The sequence below is a fragment of the Gemella sanguinis ATCC 700632 genome, assembly GCF_000701685.1.
Classification (GTDB): domain Bacteria; phylum Bacillota; class Bacilli; order Staphylococcales; family Gemellaceae; genus Gemella; species Gemella sanguinis.
This window is the reverse complement of the sequence record NZ_JNJO01000005.1, coordinates 75,283-89,428: the sequence shown is the minus strand read 5'-3', so window position 1 is coordinate 89,428 and position 14,146 is coordinate 75,283. Positions and strand designations below refer to the sequence as shown.

At 28.7% G+C, this 14,146-nt stretch carries 17 protein-coding genes; 4 read left to right on the top strand and 13 right to left on the bottom strand.

The features are described 5' to 3' along the window. Nucleotides 1–73: 73 nt before the first annotated feature. The 4 genes from T369_RS0104380 to T369_RS0104365 all read right to left on the bottom strand — a co-directional run bounded on the left by T369_RS0104380 (nucleotide 74) and on the right by T369_RS0104365 (nucleotide 4,411). Nucleotides 74–1,252: an AAA family ATPase gene (locus tag T369_RS0104380; protein WP_035496383.1), complete on the bottom strand. Its 1,179-nt coding sequence runs from the start codon at nucleotides 1,250–1,252 to the stop codon at nucleotides 74–76. Between the two features lie 307 nt (nucleotides 1,253–1,559). Beyond that, on the bottom strand, nucleotides 1,560–2,867 hold the full coding sequence (gene rseP, locus T369_RS0104375; RefSeq protein WP_031552242.1) for an RIP metalloprotease RseP: 1,308 nt from the start codon (nucleotides 2,865–2,867) through the stop codon (nucleotides 1,560–1,562). A gap of 13 nt (nucleotides 2,868–2,880) precedes the next feature. Then, the gene (locus T369_RS0104370; protein WP_031552240.1) at nucleotides 2,881–3,663 is read right to left on the bottom strand and encodes a phosphatidate cytidylyltransferase; all 783 of its coding nucleotides are present in this window, start codon (nucleotides 3,661–3,663) and stop codon (nucleotides 2,881–2,883) included. Further along, nucleotides 3,653–4,411, bottom strand: coding sequence for an undecaprenyl pyrophosphate synthase (locus T369_RS0104365; RefSeq protein ID WP_035496381.1), 759 nt, complete (start codon nucleotides 4,409–4,411; stop codon nucleotides 3,653–3,655). The genes T369_RS0104370 and T369_RS0104365 overlap by 11 nt, the downstream gene beginning before the upstream one ends. Nucleotides 4,412–4,908: 497 nt before the next feature. On the opposite strand from T369_RS0104365, the gene T369_RS0104360 reads away from it, so the two are divergent. Genes T369_RS0104360 through T369_RS0104345 form a run of 4 tightly spaced genes read left to right on the top strand, consistent with a single transcriptional unit; the run spans nucleotide 4,909 to nucleotide 8,645 of the window. Continuing rightward, nucleotides 4,909–5,928, top strand: a complete 1,020-nt coding sequence (locus T369_RS0104360; protein ID WP_031552236.1) for a methionine ABC transporter ATP-binding protein — start codon at nucleotides 4,909–4,911, stop codon at nucleotides 5,926–5,928. Further along, nucleotides 5,918–6,598 carry a methionine ABC transporter permease gene (locus T369_RS0104355; protein WP_006363452.1) on the top strand — a complete coding sequence of 227 codons (681 nt, stop codon included), beginning with the start codon at nucleotides 5,918–5,920 and terminating at the stop codon, nucleotides 6,596–6,598. The genes T369_RS0104360 and T369_RS0104355 overlap by 11 nt, the downstream gene beginning before the upstream one ends. A 19-nt stretch (nucleotides 6,599–6,617) precedes the next feature. Beyond that, a complete protein-coding gene (locus T369_RS0104350) occupies nucleotides 6,618–7,445 on the top strand; it encodes a MetQ/NlpA family ABC transporter substrate-binding protein (protein ID WP_031552234.1) in 828 nt (275 codons plus the stop codon). 21 nt (nucleotides 7,446–7,466) lie between these two features. Next, nucleotides 7,467–8,645, top strand: a complete 1,179-nt coding sequence (locus T369_RS0104345) for an aminotransferase class I/II-fold pyridoxal phosphate-dependent enzyme (protein ID WP_031552232.1) — start codon at nucleotides 7,467–7,469, stop codon at nucleotides 8,643–8,645. A gap of 46 nt (nucleotides 8,646–8,691) precedes the next feature. Here T369_RS0104345 and T369_RS0104340 read toward each other — a convergent pair whose 3' ends face one another. The 9 genes from T369_RS0104340 to T369_RS0104300 form a co-directional block, all read right to left on the bottom strand. Further along, the gene (locus T369_RS0104340; RefSeq protein ID WP_031552230.1) at nucleotides 8,692–9,147 is read right to left on the bottom strand and encodes a LysM peptidoglycan-binding domain-containing protein; all 456 of its coding nucleotides are present in this window, start codon (nucleotides 9,145–9,147) and stop codon (nucleotides 8,692–8,694) included. 16 nt (nucleotides 9,148–9,163) lie between these two features. Then, nucleotides 9,164–9,343 (bottom strand): DUF6501 family protein, encoded by a 180-nt coding sequence (locus T369_RS0104335; RefSeq protein WP_031552227.1) that lies wholly within the window; start codon nucleotides 9,341–9,343, stop codon nucleotides 9,164–9,166. A 26-nt stretch (nucleotides 9,344–9,369) separates the two neighbouring features. Next, nucleotides 9,370–10,836: a sodium/pantothenate symporter gene (panF, locus tag T369_RS0104330; protein ID WP_031552224.1), complete on the bottom strand. Its 1,467-nt coding sequence runs from the start codon at nucleotides 10,834–10,836 to the stop codon at nucleotides 9,370–9,372. Continuing rightward, nucleotides 10,826–11,080, bottom strand: a complete 255-nt coding sequence (locus T369_RS0104325; RefSeq protein ID WP_031552212.1) for a DUF997 family protein — start codon at nucleotides 11,078–11,080, stop codon at nucleotides 10,826–10,828. Before T369_RS0104325 ends, panF begins: the two co-directional genes overlap by 11 nt. Beyond that, on the bottom strand, nucleotides 11,068–11,676 hold the full coding sequence (locus T369_RS0104320) for a phosphatase PAP2 family protein (RefSeq protein ID WP_031552209.1): 609 nt from the start codon (nucleotides 11,674–11,676) through the stop codon (nucleotides 11,068–11,070). The genes T369_RS0104325 and T369_RS0104320 overlap by 13 nt, the downstream gene beginning before the upstream one ends. Before the next feature lie 2 nt (nucleotides 11,677–11,678). Continuing rightward, nucleotides 11,679–12,758: an undecaprenyldiphospho-muramoylpentapeptide beta-N-acetylglucosaminyltransferase gene (locus tag T369_RS0104315; protein ID WP_031552206.1), complete on the bottom strand. Its 1,080-nt coding sequence runs from the start codon at nucleotides 12,756–12,758 to the stop codon at nucleotides 11,679–11,681. 2 nt (nucleotides 12,759–12,760) lie between these two features. Beyond that, a complete protein-coding gene (coaD, locus tag T369_RS0104310) occupies nucleotides 12,761–13,252 on the bottom strand; it encodes a pantetheine-phosphate adenylyltransferase (RefSeq protein WP_031552203.1) in 492 nt (163 codons plus the stop codon). 4 nt (nucleotides 13,253–13,256) lie between these two features. Next, entirely contained in the window at nucleotides 13,257–13,808 is a 552-nt protein-coding gene (rsmD, locus tag T369_RS0104305; protein WP_031552201.1) for a 16S rRNA (guanine(966)-N(2))-methyltransferase RsmD, read from the bottom strand. 70 nt (nucleotides 13,809–13,878) lie between these two features. Beyond that, on the bottom strand, nucleotides 13,879–14,145 hold the full coding sequence (locus tag T369_RS0104300) for a DUF2129 domain-containing protein (protein WP_006363463.1): 267 nt from the start codon (nucleotides 14,143–14,145) through the stop codon (nucleotides 13,879–13,881). Nucleotide 14,146 lies beyond the last annotated feature (1 nt).

The following is a 14,146-nucleotide window of genomic DNA, read 5'->3' as shown; positions in this document are numbered from 1 at the left end:
AACTTTTAAATTAGCTCTATATTAACTTTTAACACATATACTATTAAACTTAAAAAATAATCATATCCATAATTTATATATCAATATTAAGTCTTGTTTTAATAGCTTCAATTGTTTTTTCATAGTTTTCTATGAAAAATGTATCTGGTTCACTATCAAGAATTAAAAGTTTGTCTTCAAAACCATCTCTTTTTAGTAACTCAATAAGGTGATTAGTAAAATCATCTCGAATGTCCTGGCTTGACATACTCATGTCACGAAAACCATCATTGACATATGCAGATTTTGGTGGAATTAAAACTATCAGATCCCATTTTTCTTTTGAAACAGCAACTTTATAAGATAAGTTAAGTGCTTGATATTCTTCCTCTGAAATAACATCCTTAAGATAGTAGTCTACATAAGCCATAGTTACAGTAGCATTAGTATCAACAAACACAATACCCGAATGACTACCACTATCGATAATATTTGAAGTTTGATGATTTTGATAAGCAAAAAGACGAATATAATCATTAGTGTCTAATTCATCATCACGAACATTATGTACCCCCTGATAATAACGTGCATATTCTAATGATACAGGCGCATTAAAAATTCGGCCTAAATCTTTTATAAGTGTTGTCTTCCCTCCCGAAGCTGAACCTACTACCAACACTTTTTTTGTAAAATGACGTCGAAAAGGTTTAGTAATATAGCGCCAGTGAGCTAAAGGTTTTTTAAGAATTTCAGCACTTGATACTGGGATTATACTTTTATCAATTATTTTAATACCTACTTCTTTTTTTATAATTGAATCAGAAAACTCAGTATCACTTTTTCCTAAAAGATATTCATCATTAAATACATTTTCAAAATAGCTAAGCAACGGCTTTTGATCCTTTTCTTCTCCTACATAAAATGTAATCTTTTCAAATTGATAATCTGTATTGTCTTTAATAAGTTCATGTAAAATTTTAAACCAATTTTCCAAACCATTCTGTTCTGAAATAATTCCTTCTTCATCAAGTTTATCCACAACTACTAATTCATCATCATGAAATACTTCTCGCACATAACGAAAACGTCTTTTAAGATGAAGTCCTACACGTGTCCCACGGTCTTCTTCAGTATTTGTACCAGAAACAACTACTAAAGCTGCATCATTTTCTCGTTTAGCTCTTGTTATAAGATCTACGTGTCCTATATGCATTGGGGCAAAAGTTCCAAACACCACAGCTAAATTTTTTGTTTTTAATAATTTATGTTTCATATTCTAAATTCCTTTTGATATTATTTTTATACATTCAGTAAATTATTAAGTATTAAAAAATAATTAATTATTTCTTTATTATTATAACATAATCTATTACTTTTATTTACTATACTGTTGTAATTATTTAAATCTAATCTTCTAAATTACACAAACTATTAAATATTCAACAAGACTTAAGGTATATTAGACCAATGTAATGGTAAACAACATAAAAAAACATGAGAGTATATCTAAAAAGCATACTCTCATATTTTTTTAATCGTTAACTATTATAATTTGTTCGATTCTATTTATTTTAACTTACTTATTTTCCAAATAGTCTTTGAATATCATTCCAAGTAACAGCTAACATTAATGCTACCATTAATAATCCAAATGTTATCGTCATATAATATTGAGCCTTTTTATTAATTGGTTTCTTAAATATAGCTTCATATATAACGAAAATTATTCTACCACCATCTAGTACTGGAATTGGAATTAAATTCATTAAACCTAAGTTTACACTTAAGATTCCAGTCCATTGAAGTGTAGTTACTAATCCACTTTTGGCTGCACTACTAGACATTTCGTATATAGCTACTGGTCCACCTAATTGATTTAGGCTAAAGCCACCAGTAAATAATGAAACAAACAAATTAATTATAGCTGTGAATATTAAGGTACCATAGTGTAAAGTCTCTTGTAAACCATATTTTATAGAATCTACAAAACCTTTTTTAGTTTCTTGGTATTTTCCTATACCTACTTTATAAGTTTTTACTTCTTCACCTTTTTTATTTTTTGTAACTTCTTCTTTTGGTGTTACTTTAACTTCTTGTATAGAACCATCTCTATTTACTTTTAAAGTTAATTCTTGACCATTAGATTCTTTAATTTTTTCAACAAAGCCTGTCCAAGTAGAAACAGATTGACCATTAACCTCAGTAATCGTATCTCCAGCTCTTAGTCCCGCTGTTTGTGCTGGTGAATTATCAGCCACAACTCCTAATTTTGCATCATCATTATTGACCGGCACACCTGTATAAAAAGCTAATCCAATAAAAATTACAGCTGCTAAAAAGAAGTTCATCAGTGGTCCCGCAAAAAGTGTCCAGAATTTTTTACCCCAAGAATGAGAAGAAAACATTCTATCTAATGGTGCAATTTGTTCTTCCATACCACCAAATACTACACAAGCATCTTTTCTTACTTCAAAATACTCTGATTCATCTCCAACAAATCCTCTAATAAACAATTTTTCTGTTAAATCAAAATCTTCTAGGTGAATTGGCAAAAGTTCCATATCATTCGATTCATCTAAAATAATTTTTTCAACTTTATCATTGCTATCCAATTTCAATCTGATATTCATTCCTTTTTTTAAGTCATACATTGAAACATCATTATTAAAATCAAATACATTATCAGGCATTTTTACATATCCACCTAGTGGAAGTAATCTAATAGTAAAATTTGTTTCCCCAATTTTTTTATGAAATATCTTTGGCCCCATTCCTATAGCAAATTCCTGACATAAAATCCCAGATTTTTTCGCCACTATAAAATGACCAAATTCATGTATAGTTACTACTACAAAAAATATTAATATAAATGCTATTATACCTTGCATCTAATACTCCTCTCTATAACGTCGCTACTAAGTTTAATAATAGTACTAAACATGGAGCAGAAAGAATTACTGAATCAAATCTATCAAAAATTCCCCCATGACCCGGTAGTAAATTACTACTATCCTTAACTCCATATTCACGTTTATATGCAGATTCTATTAAATCTCCAAATTGACCAATTACACTAATCACTAAAGTAATAACAATTGCTAATATTAAATTAGAAAAAATATTAGTTGTAAAATAAAATACAACAGCAATCAATACTGATGATAAGCTTCCTATAACTGATCCTTCAATTGATTTGTTAGGACTTATATGTGGAGAAAGTTTATTTTTACCAAACTTCATTCCCCCAATATACGCAAAACTATCTGTAAACCAAATAGTAAGCAATAAATATCCAACATGGAATAGACTTAAACTTCTCAACATATATAGAGAATAAAATCCAACAAATATATATGCTGTAACAAATATAATCGATCCTATTTCTACTAATTTAATTCTATGTCCAGTCCCTACAACTGATCCTAACATACCAATAATAATTATATATACTATACTATACTGTGATAAACTTAAAATTTCATTATGTAAATATAATACTGCTCCTGCTAGAGAAGATAATCCTAAGATAACAATATTAGTTTCTTTAAATGTCATTCTAACTATTTCATACATTGCCATAACACCTAAAGCAAACGTAGTATATTTAAAATAATCTCCACCTAAAAATAGTAGTGGTAAAAATACAATTAAAGCCGCAATTGCAGTTATTACTCTAGTCTTCATTTAAACCACCATACCTTCTATCTCTATTTTGGTATTCTAATAACGAATTATAAAACTCTTCTTCAGTAAAATCTGGCCAAGCTACTTTTGTAAAAATAAATTCACTATAAGCTATTTGCCATAATAAAAAGTTTGAAATTCTTTGTTCTCCTGATGTTCTAATTAATAAATCAGGATCTGGTGTATTTGCAGTAAAAAGATTTCTACTTAATGTTTCTTCTGTAATATCTTCTATACTATATTTGTCAGATTTTACATCACTAGCAATTGTTTTTACAGCACTAATTATTTCGTCTTTTGAACCATAGTTTAATGCAAAAATTAATTTTAATCCTGTATTATTTTTTGTTTGCTCGATAGCGTCATTAACAGCTTTTCTAGTATTTTCTGGTAATTTTTCAATTACACCTATAACTTCTACTTTTACATTATTTTCCATTAATTCAGGCATAAAGCTACTGAACATTTTTTCAGGTAAATCCATTAAATAGCTAACTTCTTCCTTAGGTCTTGCCCAGTTTTCAGTAGAAAAAGCATATAGTGTTAAATATTTAATTCCCAGTTTTGATGCAAATTTAGTTATTTTTTTTACTGTTTGCATTCCTTCATAGTGCCCCTTTATACGCGGCATATTTCTTTTTTTTGCCCAACGTCCATTGCCATCCATAATAATGGCAACATGCGTAGGTGTTTTTTTTAATTCTGTTTTTATTTCTTCGGGTTTATTTTTCTTAAAAAATTTAAACATAATACCTCCTATGTAATACACCTCATTATATCATAAATAGCTGTAAGCAACAAATTTATTGACAATATAAATAATAAGATGATTAACTTAATTATTATATAAGATAATTAATAAAAGTCAAGTTATCTTTTTACCAATTGTATATATATCAATTATTTGCTATATTTATTCTAAAATTTTAAACTTTTATATTGCATTGTCAGAAAATTTATGCTAGAATATAGTCATTGATTTATTATGCTATGAAAAGTAGAATCCTATCCACTATTTTATAGAGAGATCTTGTATGCTGAAAGAGATTAATTAGGTTTAGGAGAAATGGACTTTGAGCATTTAGTATTTATACTACGGGTATGCCCGTTATAGCATGAGTTATGAAAGTAACTTATAGAGGTATAATAAGTGATTATTGTACAAATAAAGGTGGTATCACGTTAAGACGTCCTTTAGCTTATGCTAAGGTACGTCTTTTTTTCATATAAAGAAAGGAGAATTTTATGATAAATCTGAATGGTGTTGGAAAAACATTCCATCAGAAAGGAAAAGAAATTGTAGCTTTAAAACCAACAAACCTTCATGTTAAAGAAGGAGAAATCTTCGGTATAATCGGCTACTCTGGTGCTGGTAAAAGTACTCTATTAAGATGTATTAATTTACTAGAAACGCCAACTTGTGGTGAAGTAGTTGTTGATGGGCAAGTTGTCAATAAACTAAATAGACAGGATTTAAGAATCTATCGACAAAAAATAGGAATGATTTTCCAACAATTTAACTTATTAAATTCTAAAACTGTTGGTGAAAACATCGCCTTTAACCTTAAAGCTGGAGACGCTAAAGCCGATGAAATCCCAAAACGTATCGATGAATTACTTGAACTTGTTGGACTAGTTGACAAGAAAAATGTTTACCCTAGTCAGCTTTCAGGTGGTCAAAAACAACGTGTTGGAATAGCTAAAGCGCTAGCAAATAATCCTAAAGTATTACTTTGCGATGAGGCTACAAGTGCACTAGATCCAGTTACAACAAAACAAATTCTTTCATTATTGAAAGAAATCAATAAAAAACTAGGACTTACTATTATTCTTGTCACTCATGAAATGGAAGTTATAAAACAAATTTGTGATAAAGTTGCTGTTATGGAAAATGGTGAAATTATTGAATTAAGCTCTGCTTATGATGTTTTCTCTAACCCTAAAACTAAACTAATGAAAGAGTTTATTTCGAACTTACATAGTGACGATGATTTTGAAGAACAGTTTTTAGAACAATACAAAGATGAAACTGTAATTAAAGTTATCTTTAAAGGAGATGCAGCAAAAGAACCAGTAATTCAAACATTAGCAAATAAATATAAAGTTACTACAAATATACTAGCAGGAAGAATTGAATATATTCAAAATAAACAATTAGGTAGCCTTACTTTTGCAGTTACAGGTGATGAGCAAAACTGTTCGAATTTTGTCAACCATCTTATTAGTGACATTAGTGATGTGGAGGTGAAAGTTTATGGAGAATAATCTTAGTTTAGCTGAACAATGGAATAATTTACAACCTGAACTTATTCAATCATTTGCTGATTCACTTTATATGATAAGTGTTTCGATAGTAATCACTGTTATTGTTGGTTTATTCCTAGGTATCGTATTATTTTTAACAAGCAACCGACTGTTATTTAAAAATGTTTTTATATACAAAACTGTTGACTTTATTGTTAATACAATACGTTCTATACCATTTATTATATTACTAGTATTTTTAATACCATTCACCCTATTTTTACTAGGTAAATCTACAGGTCCTACTGGAGCTATAGTTCCGTTAACTGTTGCTGCTATACCTTTATTTACAAGATTAGTCGATACATCTCTTAATGAAATAGACTACGGTATTATTGAATCAGCCGTAGCATCAGGAGCCTCTTTACCTCTAATCGTAAGAGAAGTACTTATCCCTGAAGCAATGTTTGGTATAATTCAATCAATTACTCTGACTTTAATTAATCTTATCGCATTTTCAGCAATGGCTGGAGTTGTCGGAGGCGGAGGAATCGGTGACCTTGCTATAAGATATGGGTACTATCGTTTCGATAACTTTACAATGTGGGTTACAGTAATATTATTAATAATACTTGTTCAAATTACACAATATATAGGAAATTATATTTCAAAAAAATTCAAAAAAAATTAATATAAGGAGATTCATTATTATGACAAAACTAAAAAAAATATTAACAATTGCTTTTACAGCACTATTAGCAATATCACTTACTGCATGTGGAGCTTCTAAATCTAGCTCAAATTCAAGTGGTGATAAAAAAGAAGTTAAAATTGGTGCTACATCTGGACCATATGCAGATATGGTAAATAAAGCTATAAAACCTCTACTTGAGAAAAAAGGATATAGCGTTAAGGTTACTGAGTTTTCTGATTACATTCAACCTAACAAAGCTTTAAATAGTGGTGAATTAGATGCAAACTTATTCCAACACAAAATATATATGAAAAAATTTGCTGAGCAAAATAATATGGACTTAACTGCTCTTGCACCTGTTCCAACTGCACCAATGGGACTTTATTCTGATAAAGTAAAAGATCTTAAAGATTTACCTGATGGAGCTGAAGTAACTTTACCAAACGACCCATCAAATGCAGCTCGTGCCTATGCATTATTAGCCGCTGCTGACCTAATTAAAATTAAACCAGATACTGATGTATTAAAAATTACTAAAAACGATGTAATTGAAAATCCAAAAAATCTTAAATTCACTGAATTAGAAGCTGGTCAACTTGCTCGTTCACTAAGCAGTACTACATTATCTGCAGTACCTGGAAACTTCGCTTTAGCAGCAAAATTCGATTTAACTAAAGCATTAAAATTAGAAAAAATGAATGAAAATAACCGAAATAACATTGTTGTGACTACTGCAAATAAAGATTCACAACTTTCAAAAGACTTAATTGAAATTGTTCAATCAAAAGAATTTGATGAAATAATTGATAAAGAATTCAAAGGTTTTGACAAACCTGAAAAATAATAGATTAGGACGTGATTAATTATGAAAATTGAATTATCAAATACATTAAAAAATGTTCCAGAAAATGTTTTTTATCCAATTTTTAAATTAATCTCTGAAGAAAGTTCTAGTAATATACCATTATTAAATGCGGGTATCGGAGTTCCAGACTCTGATACCCCAGAACTTTTATTAGAGACATTAGAAAAAGCAATTAGAAAACCTGAAAATATGAGATACGGAGCTTTTGATGGTAAAGAAACCTTACTTAATCAAATTTCTCTTTGGCTTAAAGAAACATACGGAATAGATGCAGATCCAAAAAATGAGATTGCTCTAGTATTTGGAACTAAATCTGGATTATCTAGTGTTCCTTCCGTATTATTGGATAAAGATGATACTGTTTTGCTTCCTGTCCCTAGCTACCCTGATTATATACAAGGTATTGCCCTTGCACAAGCTAACTACGAAGAAATACAGTTAAAAGAAGAAAATAACTACTTAGTAGATTATTCTTCAATACCAAATAATCTAGTTGAAAAAGGAAAATTAATTTTCCTAAACTACCCTTCTAACCCTATTGGAGCCGTTGCAACAAAAGAATTTTATGAAGAAACTGTTAGTTGGGCTAAAGAAAACAATGTTATAGTAGTACAAGACCATGCCTACTCAGATTTTTATTATAATGAAGGTTCATCACCTTGTTTTATTAGTACTCCAGGAGCAAAAGATGTAGGTATAGAATTCTTTTCTTTCTCTAAAAACTTCTCTATTTCAGGTCTTAGAATTGGGTTTGCTGTCGGAAATAAAGAAATCATTGAAGGTCTTAGAGTATATAACTCTATTTTCCACGCTAATATTTATGGAGCAATTCAAGATACTGTAGTAACTGCACTAAAAAATCATAAACAACTTACTTCAAATATTAAAGATACATTTAAAAATAGAATTGAGAAAATTACTAATAAACTAGATGAACTAGGTTATTCTTACTTCAAACCGGAAGGTAGTATTTTTATTTGGTTAAAAGTAAAAGAAGGATTTGATAGTCAAAGTTTCTTCGAATTGTTATTAAAACAATATAGAATAGTTACTATGCCTGGTCATGTTTTTGGAAGTGGAGGCGAAAATTATATTAGAGTTAGTCTTAGCTTATCAGATGCACAAATAGATACACTTTTAGCAAAATTAGAACAACTTAATAAAGATTTAGAAAAATAAAAAGAATCATCATTAGAAGAAATTTCTTTTAATGATGATTCTTTTCTTATGATTTTGGAATTTGAATTTTTTGTCCAACAGTCAAATTATTATTATTCATGTTGTTTGCTTGTTTTATCTTATCTATTCCACTTTGTGCATTTCCTTCACCATATGCACTTGAGGCTATCGTAAATAATGTATCCCCTGTTTTTACCACATAACTCTGTCCTGCTATAGGCGTTGAACTTACTGTTCCTGAGTTTTGATTCTTATCTTTATTATTTGATGATGTACTATTTGAGATTTTTTTATCATCTGCTTTAGGTATATCATTATTTGTTGTTGATTTTGTTTCTTCAGGTACTTTTGCTGCTTTTTCTGTAGTTTGTGTTGCATTTGTAGAAGGATTACCTTTAATACCAATAGTATTACCTAATGCAGTCAAACCTACAAGAATAAGTGGAGCTAATACAACAAAGATAACAACTAGTACAGAATTTTTTATACTCTTTTTATCCATATAAAAGTCCTACCGTCTATTCCGAAACTTCTTCAAAATAGTCATGGTAATATCCACCAATTTTACCACTGTTGTCTCTTATGAATATATATTCTTCTGTTTCATTTACAACTTCATAAACTTTTCCAATTGTTAACATGTCACTTACTTTAAACTTCTCTGCATCAGTGTGTTTAACTATAACTTTTTTAGCCATTGTATTTCCTCCTTTTATATACTCTTTTATTTTATTATAATATTACTATTTTTGCAATTTTTTTTATTTATAACCATTGATATAATAACAAATACAATAAATGATAATGTTAATGAAATTACTACTGGTTCAATTGATTTTATAACATATATATTTTTGAAAATAATATAACTTACTAAACCTACTACTATCGATGCTATTGCCCCTATTTTTTCAGCATATTTCCAATATAAACCTAAAAGAATAGGCCATAGGAATGTTGATTCAAGACCTCCAAAAGCAAATAAGTTAACATTAACTATTAAACTAGGTGGTCTCATACTAATAAACATTATTAGTAAAATAACAATAATATTTATTGTGTAAACAAAAACTGGGACTTTTTTACCTGTAATACTATTTTTTACAATTTTTGTATTAAATAATAAATCTTTAACAAGAGCTGATGATATTAATAAAAATTGAGCATTAACCGTTGTTATAATTGCTGCCATTGGAGCTGCAAGGACAATTGCTGCTAAGTACCAAGGAAGTACTCTTAATGTAATTATTGGTATTACAGAGTCATAATCTTTAATATCTGGAAAAACACCTCTAGCCATAACACCTATTAAATGTACACCAAACATTACAATGAAAATAACTATTGTTCCAATAATTATTGATTGTTTTAAGCTTCTTGTGTTTTTATACAACATCGAGTTAATTGCAATCTGAGGAATACCTATAACTCCGACCCCAACTAATACCCAGAATGATGATACATATTTTGCAGTTAAACTGCCATCCGCTCCAAAAGGAGTTAATATTTTTTCATTAATTGAAACTAAATTATTTGTTATATTTTCAATTCCTCCACCAAATGAAATCACTGAGTATAACAATATAATTGTTGAAAAAATCATTATTAGACCTTGAATCATATCAGTAATTAAAATATTTTTTAATCCACCAAATACTACACAAAACACTATAATTACAGATATCAATATAACACCCGTCTTATAACTAATACCTGTAAAAGCAACTAATAGTTTAGCTCCTCCAACCCATTGAGCTGACATTGCAGCAATTAAGAAAATAATCATTGCAAATGTTGAAAGATAAGCAACAATATTAGATTTATATCTATTTTTTAAATAGTCACTTATAGTTATAGCATTTATACGTTTTGCTTCTTTTTTAAATTTTCTAGCGAGCACTAATAATACAAAGTATCCAGTAACTACCTGAATTACAGCTAGTAATACCCAACCATACCCTAATTTATAAGCTACCCCAGGTCCACCTAAAAACGTTGAAGCTGATCCATATGTTGACATTAATGTAATAGCTAAAACTATTCCACTCACTTTTCTATCTGCCAAATAATATTTTTCAAAAAAACCATGATGATTTTTTGCTGTCTTATTTAATATTAAAGGTAAGAGAATAATACCTAAAAATATAAACGTAAACAAAAGAAGAATTTTAAAATCTACATTATATTTCATTATTATTCTCCTTCTCTATATCTTTATTAAACAAGAAGTTAGTAAAGATAATAACCATAATAATTATAAATATACTTACTACAACTGAGCTATAGAAGAACCATTCTGGTAATCCTAGTATATATTTATAATCTTTTACATCTACTCCAGCATATTTTATATAAGCAAAATAGTACCATAAAATAAAGTGAATTACAGCTAAAAATATGGCAACTATTCCCTCTCTTGATCTTAATTTATCCATTTATTTTTCCCCAATTTCCTTACAATTATATTGTATATATCTATATAATATACTTTCATAACATCTACAACTATACTACCAAGTAGTACTCCCGCAATAACGTCACTTAAAAAATGTGCCCCCAGTACCATTCTTGAAATTGGTACAGCAATTATTGCAAATGTTGCTATTGCAGACAGAATTTCTTTCTTATTAATTATAAATAATAATGCCAAGAAGAATAATGCTACAAATGTAGAGTGTCCACTTGGAAAACTAAATCCATCATGCACTTCTGGTAAAGGTCTTACTCGTTGAACAGAATACTTAATTGCAAATAACAAGAAACCACCAATACCTGCACTAAAGAATATAAATACTGCTTTTTTCACTTCTTTAATCCACACTAAAAATACTGATAATAAAATCATTATTAATAATAACAATTTATCATTAAACACTAAAGATATAATCTTAGCTGTTGTAGCTAATACTTTTATTTCAATTAAATCAGCGATTATCACATCAAAAACATTCTTAGGATAAGCTATTGCTACAAACATTAATAAAAGAAAAGCTATTATTTTTAAATAGGTATAAAATTTTAACTTTTTCATTATTATTTACCTCCTACTTCCTTTAATATTTTATTGTAAAAATCTTCTACATTATTAATTACTTTTTTCTCATCTTTATATTTTATCATCGCATTTTTATAATCATTTAAACTATTATAAAAATCATCAACCTTTGTTAATTCTAAGTCCTTGAAGTCATCCTCTTGAAAAACAAGAGCAAAGCCATTTTTCTCAAAAAACTTAGCATTTTCTATTTGGTCTCCTCTACTTTGATTAGTTCCTAATGGAACTAATATAGCAGGAATATTTAATGCTAAAAACTCATATAGAGCATTTGCACCAGCTCGAGAAATTGTAAAATCTACGATTTTAAAAATATCAAATAACTCTGCAGATAAAAATTCGTATTGATTATAACCTTCAACATTTATGTCTTTATTTAATAATCCTTTTCCAACTAAATGTATTATTTGATACTTTTCAGTTAGCTCTTCAATATTATCCCAAATATAATCATTAAGTATTTTTGAACCTAAAGATCCTCCCATAACTAGAATAACAGGTTTTCCTTCGCTAAATCCTGTAAATTGATAAGCACGTTCCTTACTACCACCGTATATAGCATCACGTACGATAGCACCTATTAAACTTGCCTTACCTTTTGGTAAATAATTTAATGTATCTTCAAAAGTAGTAAAGATATGATTACTAAACTTTATATTTATTTTATTTGCTAATCCTGGAGTTAAATCAGATTCGTGAAGAACAACAGGAACTTTTAATAAACGTGCTGCTACACAAACAGGAACACTTACAAAACCACCTTTTGAAAAAATAAAGTCTGGCTTCTCTCTTTTTATAATAAAAATTGAATCTAAAATACCTTTTAATACTTTAAATGGGTCTATAAAGTTTTCCCAAGAAAAATATCTCCTTAGTTTTCCTGAACTTATAGCATGATATTTTACATCATTTATATTTTCAATCATTTCCTTTTCTATTCCTTTTTTGCTACCAATATATGATATCTGGTAACCATGTTTTTTAAACTCCGGAATAAGCGCTACGTTAACCGAGACATGTCCCGCAGAGCCACCACCAGTAAAAAGAATTTTATTCACTATTATTCTCTCTCCTTCACCTTTTTCTCTAGTTTTTCTTCCACATGTTTAGGAACAAATTTTGATAAGTCTGCCCCAAACCCTGAAACGCCTTTAACTATACTTGAACTTATAAATGAATACTGTTTATTGGCCATCATATAAAATGTTTCTATATTGTCATCCAGTGCCTTATTCATAAAAGTAAGCTGCATTTCATATTCAAAATCTGAAACTGCTCTTAGTCCCCTAACTATAACTGTAGAGTTGACTTTTTTAGCATAATTAACCAATAACCCTGAAAATGAATCAACCTTGACATTTTTAAAATCTTTTATAGATTCATTAATCATTTCTTCACGTTCTTCTAATGTAAATAAATATTTTTTATCAGGGTTTACTAAAATAGCAACTATGACCTCATCAAATAACTGTGCGCTTCTTTTTATTATATCAATATGACCGTAAGTAATAGGATCAAAACTCCCAGGTACTATTGCAATTTTTCTTTTCATCTAATTAATTCTCCATATACTCAAAGATAATTATATTTGTTATCCCATATTTTTTTTCTTTAACTAGTTCTAATTTTTCAAACTTCGATTCAACAACCTCATCCACACTTTTCTCACATACTATTAAACAGCCATCATTGCATATATCATTTTCTAATATAGAACTAATAGCTTGATTAATTAGTCCCTTATCATATGGTGGATCTAAAAATATTAAATCAAACTTCTCTCCTTTTTTACCTAATATCTTTAATGCTCTTTTGTAGTCATTTCGATATATATCATAATCTGATTTTGGTATTCTACACTTTTCTATATTTGAACGAATAACTTTTATAGCATTATTGCTACCATCTATAAAAGTTACATAATCCGCTCCTCTACTTAAACTTTCTATTCCTAGACCGCCAGTGCCACCAAATAAATCTAACACTCTACCTTCACAGTCTAACATATTAAATAAATTTTCTTTTATTTTATCAGTCGTTGGTCTTGTATTCATACCGTCTACTGAATTTAATTTTATTGATTTATACTTCCCGGCTATAACTCTCATTTAATCCTCACACAAGAATGTAGTTTGAATACAATTAAAGGAGGATTTCTCCTCCCTTAAAAACTATAAACTACCTAGTATTATCCAATTTATTATCAAAGTTTTCAAAACTAAGATGTAAATCAGACATCTCTGAAATTTCTATCTTTTTAACAAATTTCTTCTTTTTAAGGTCCGCTACTATACTATCTATTCTATTTTCATCAACATAGATACATGCATACCTTCCTTTTTTAGAATATGAAATAAAGTTTCCATATTTTTCAAGTTTACTTAAATCTTTAAAACTTTTGAAATATACATATATTCCACGACGTTCTTTTTCAAATAACTCCATA

Coding starts and splice junctions, on each gene's coding strand:
- rsmD (WP_031552201.1), bottom strand. CDS start 13,808: ATGAGAGTTATAGCCGGGAAGTATAAATCAATAAAATTAAATTCAGTA.
- T369_RS0104320 (WP_031552209.1), bottom strand. CDS start 11,676: ATGAAAAAGTTAAAATTTTATACCTATTTAAAAATAATAGCTTTTCTT.
- T369_RS0104300 (WP_006363463.1), bottom strand. CDS start 14,145: ATGGAGTTATTTGAAAAAGAACGTCGTGGAATATATGTATATTTCAAA.
- T369_RS0104325 (WP_031552212.1), bottom strand. CDS start 11,080: ATGGATAAATTAAGATCAAGAGAGGGAATAGTTGCCATATTTTTAGCT.
- T369_RS0104370 (WP_031552240.1), bottom strand. CDS start 3,663: ATGAAGACTAGAGTAATAACTGCAATTGCGGCTTTAATTGTATTTTTA.
- T369_RS0104360 (WP_031552236.1), top strand. CDS start 4,909: ATGATAAATCTGAATGGTGTTGGAAAAACATTCCATCAGAAAGGAAAA.
- T369_RS0104365 (WP_035496381.1), bottom strand. CDS start 4,411: ATGTTTAAATTTTTTAAGAAAAATAAACCCGAAGAAATAAAAACAGAA.
- rseP (WP_031552242.1), bottom strand. CDS start 2,867: ATGCAAGGTATAATAGCATTTATATTAATATTTTTTGTAGTAGTAACT.
- T369_RS0104350 (WP_031552234.1), top strand. CDS start 6,618: ATGACAAAACTAAAAAAAATATTAACAATTGCTTTTACAGCACTATTA.
- T369_RS0104380 (WP_035496383.1), bottom strand. CDS start 1,252: ATGAAACATAAATTATTAAAAACAAAAAATTTAGCTGTGGTGTTTGGA.
- T369_RS0104335 (WP_031552227.1), bottom strand. CDS start 9,343: ATGGCTAAAAAAGTTATAGTTAAACACACTGATGCAGAGAAGTTTAAA.
- T369_RS0104345 (WP_031552232.1), top strand. CDS start 7,467: ATGAAAATTGAATTATCAAATACATTAAAAAATGTTCCAGAAAATGTT.
- panF (WP_031552224.1), bottom strand. CDS start 10,836: ATGAAATATAATGTAGATTTTAAAATTCTTCTTTTGTTTACGTTTATA.
- coaD (WP_031552203.1), bottom strand. CDS start 13,252: ATGAAAAGAAAAATTGCAATAGTACCTGGGAGTTTTGATCCTATTACT.
- T369_RS0104355 (WP_006363452.1), top strand. CDS start 5,918: ATGGAGAATAATCTTAGTTTAGCTGAACAATGGAATAATTTACAACCT.
- T369_RS0104340 (WP_031552230.1), bottom strand. CDS start 9,147: ATGGATAAAAAGAGTATAAAAAATTCTGTACTAGTTGTTATCTTTGTT.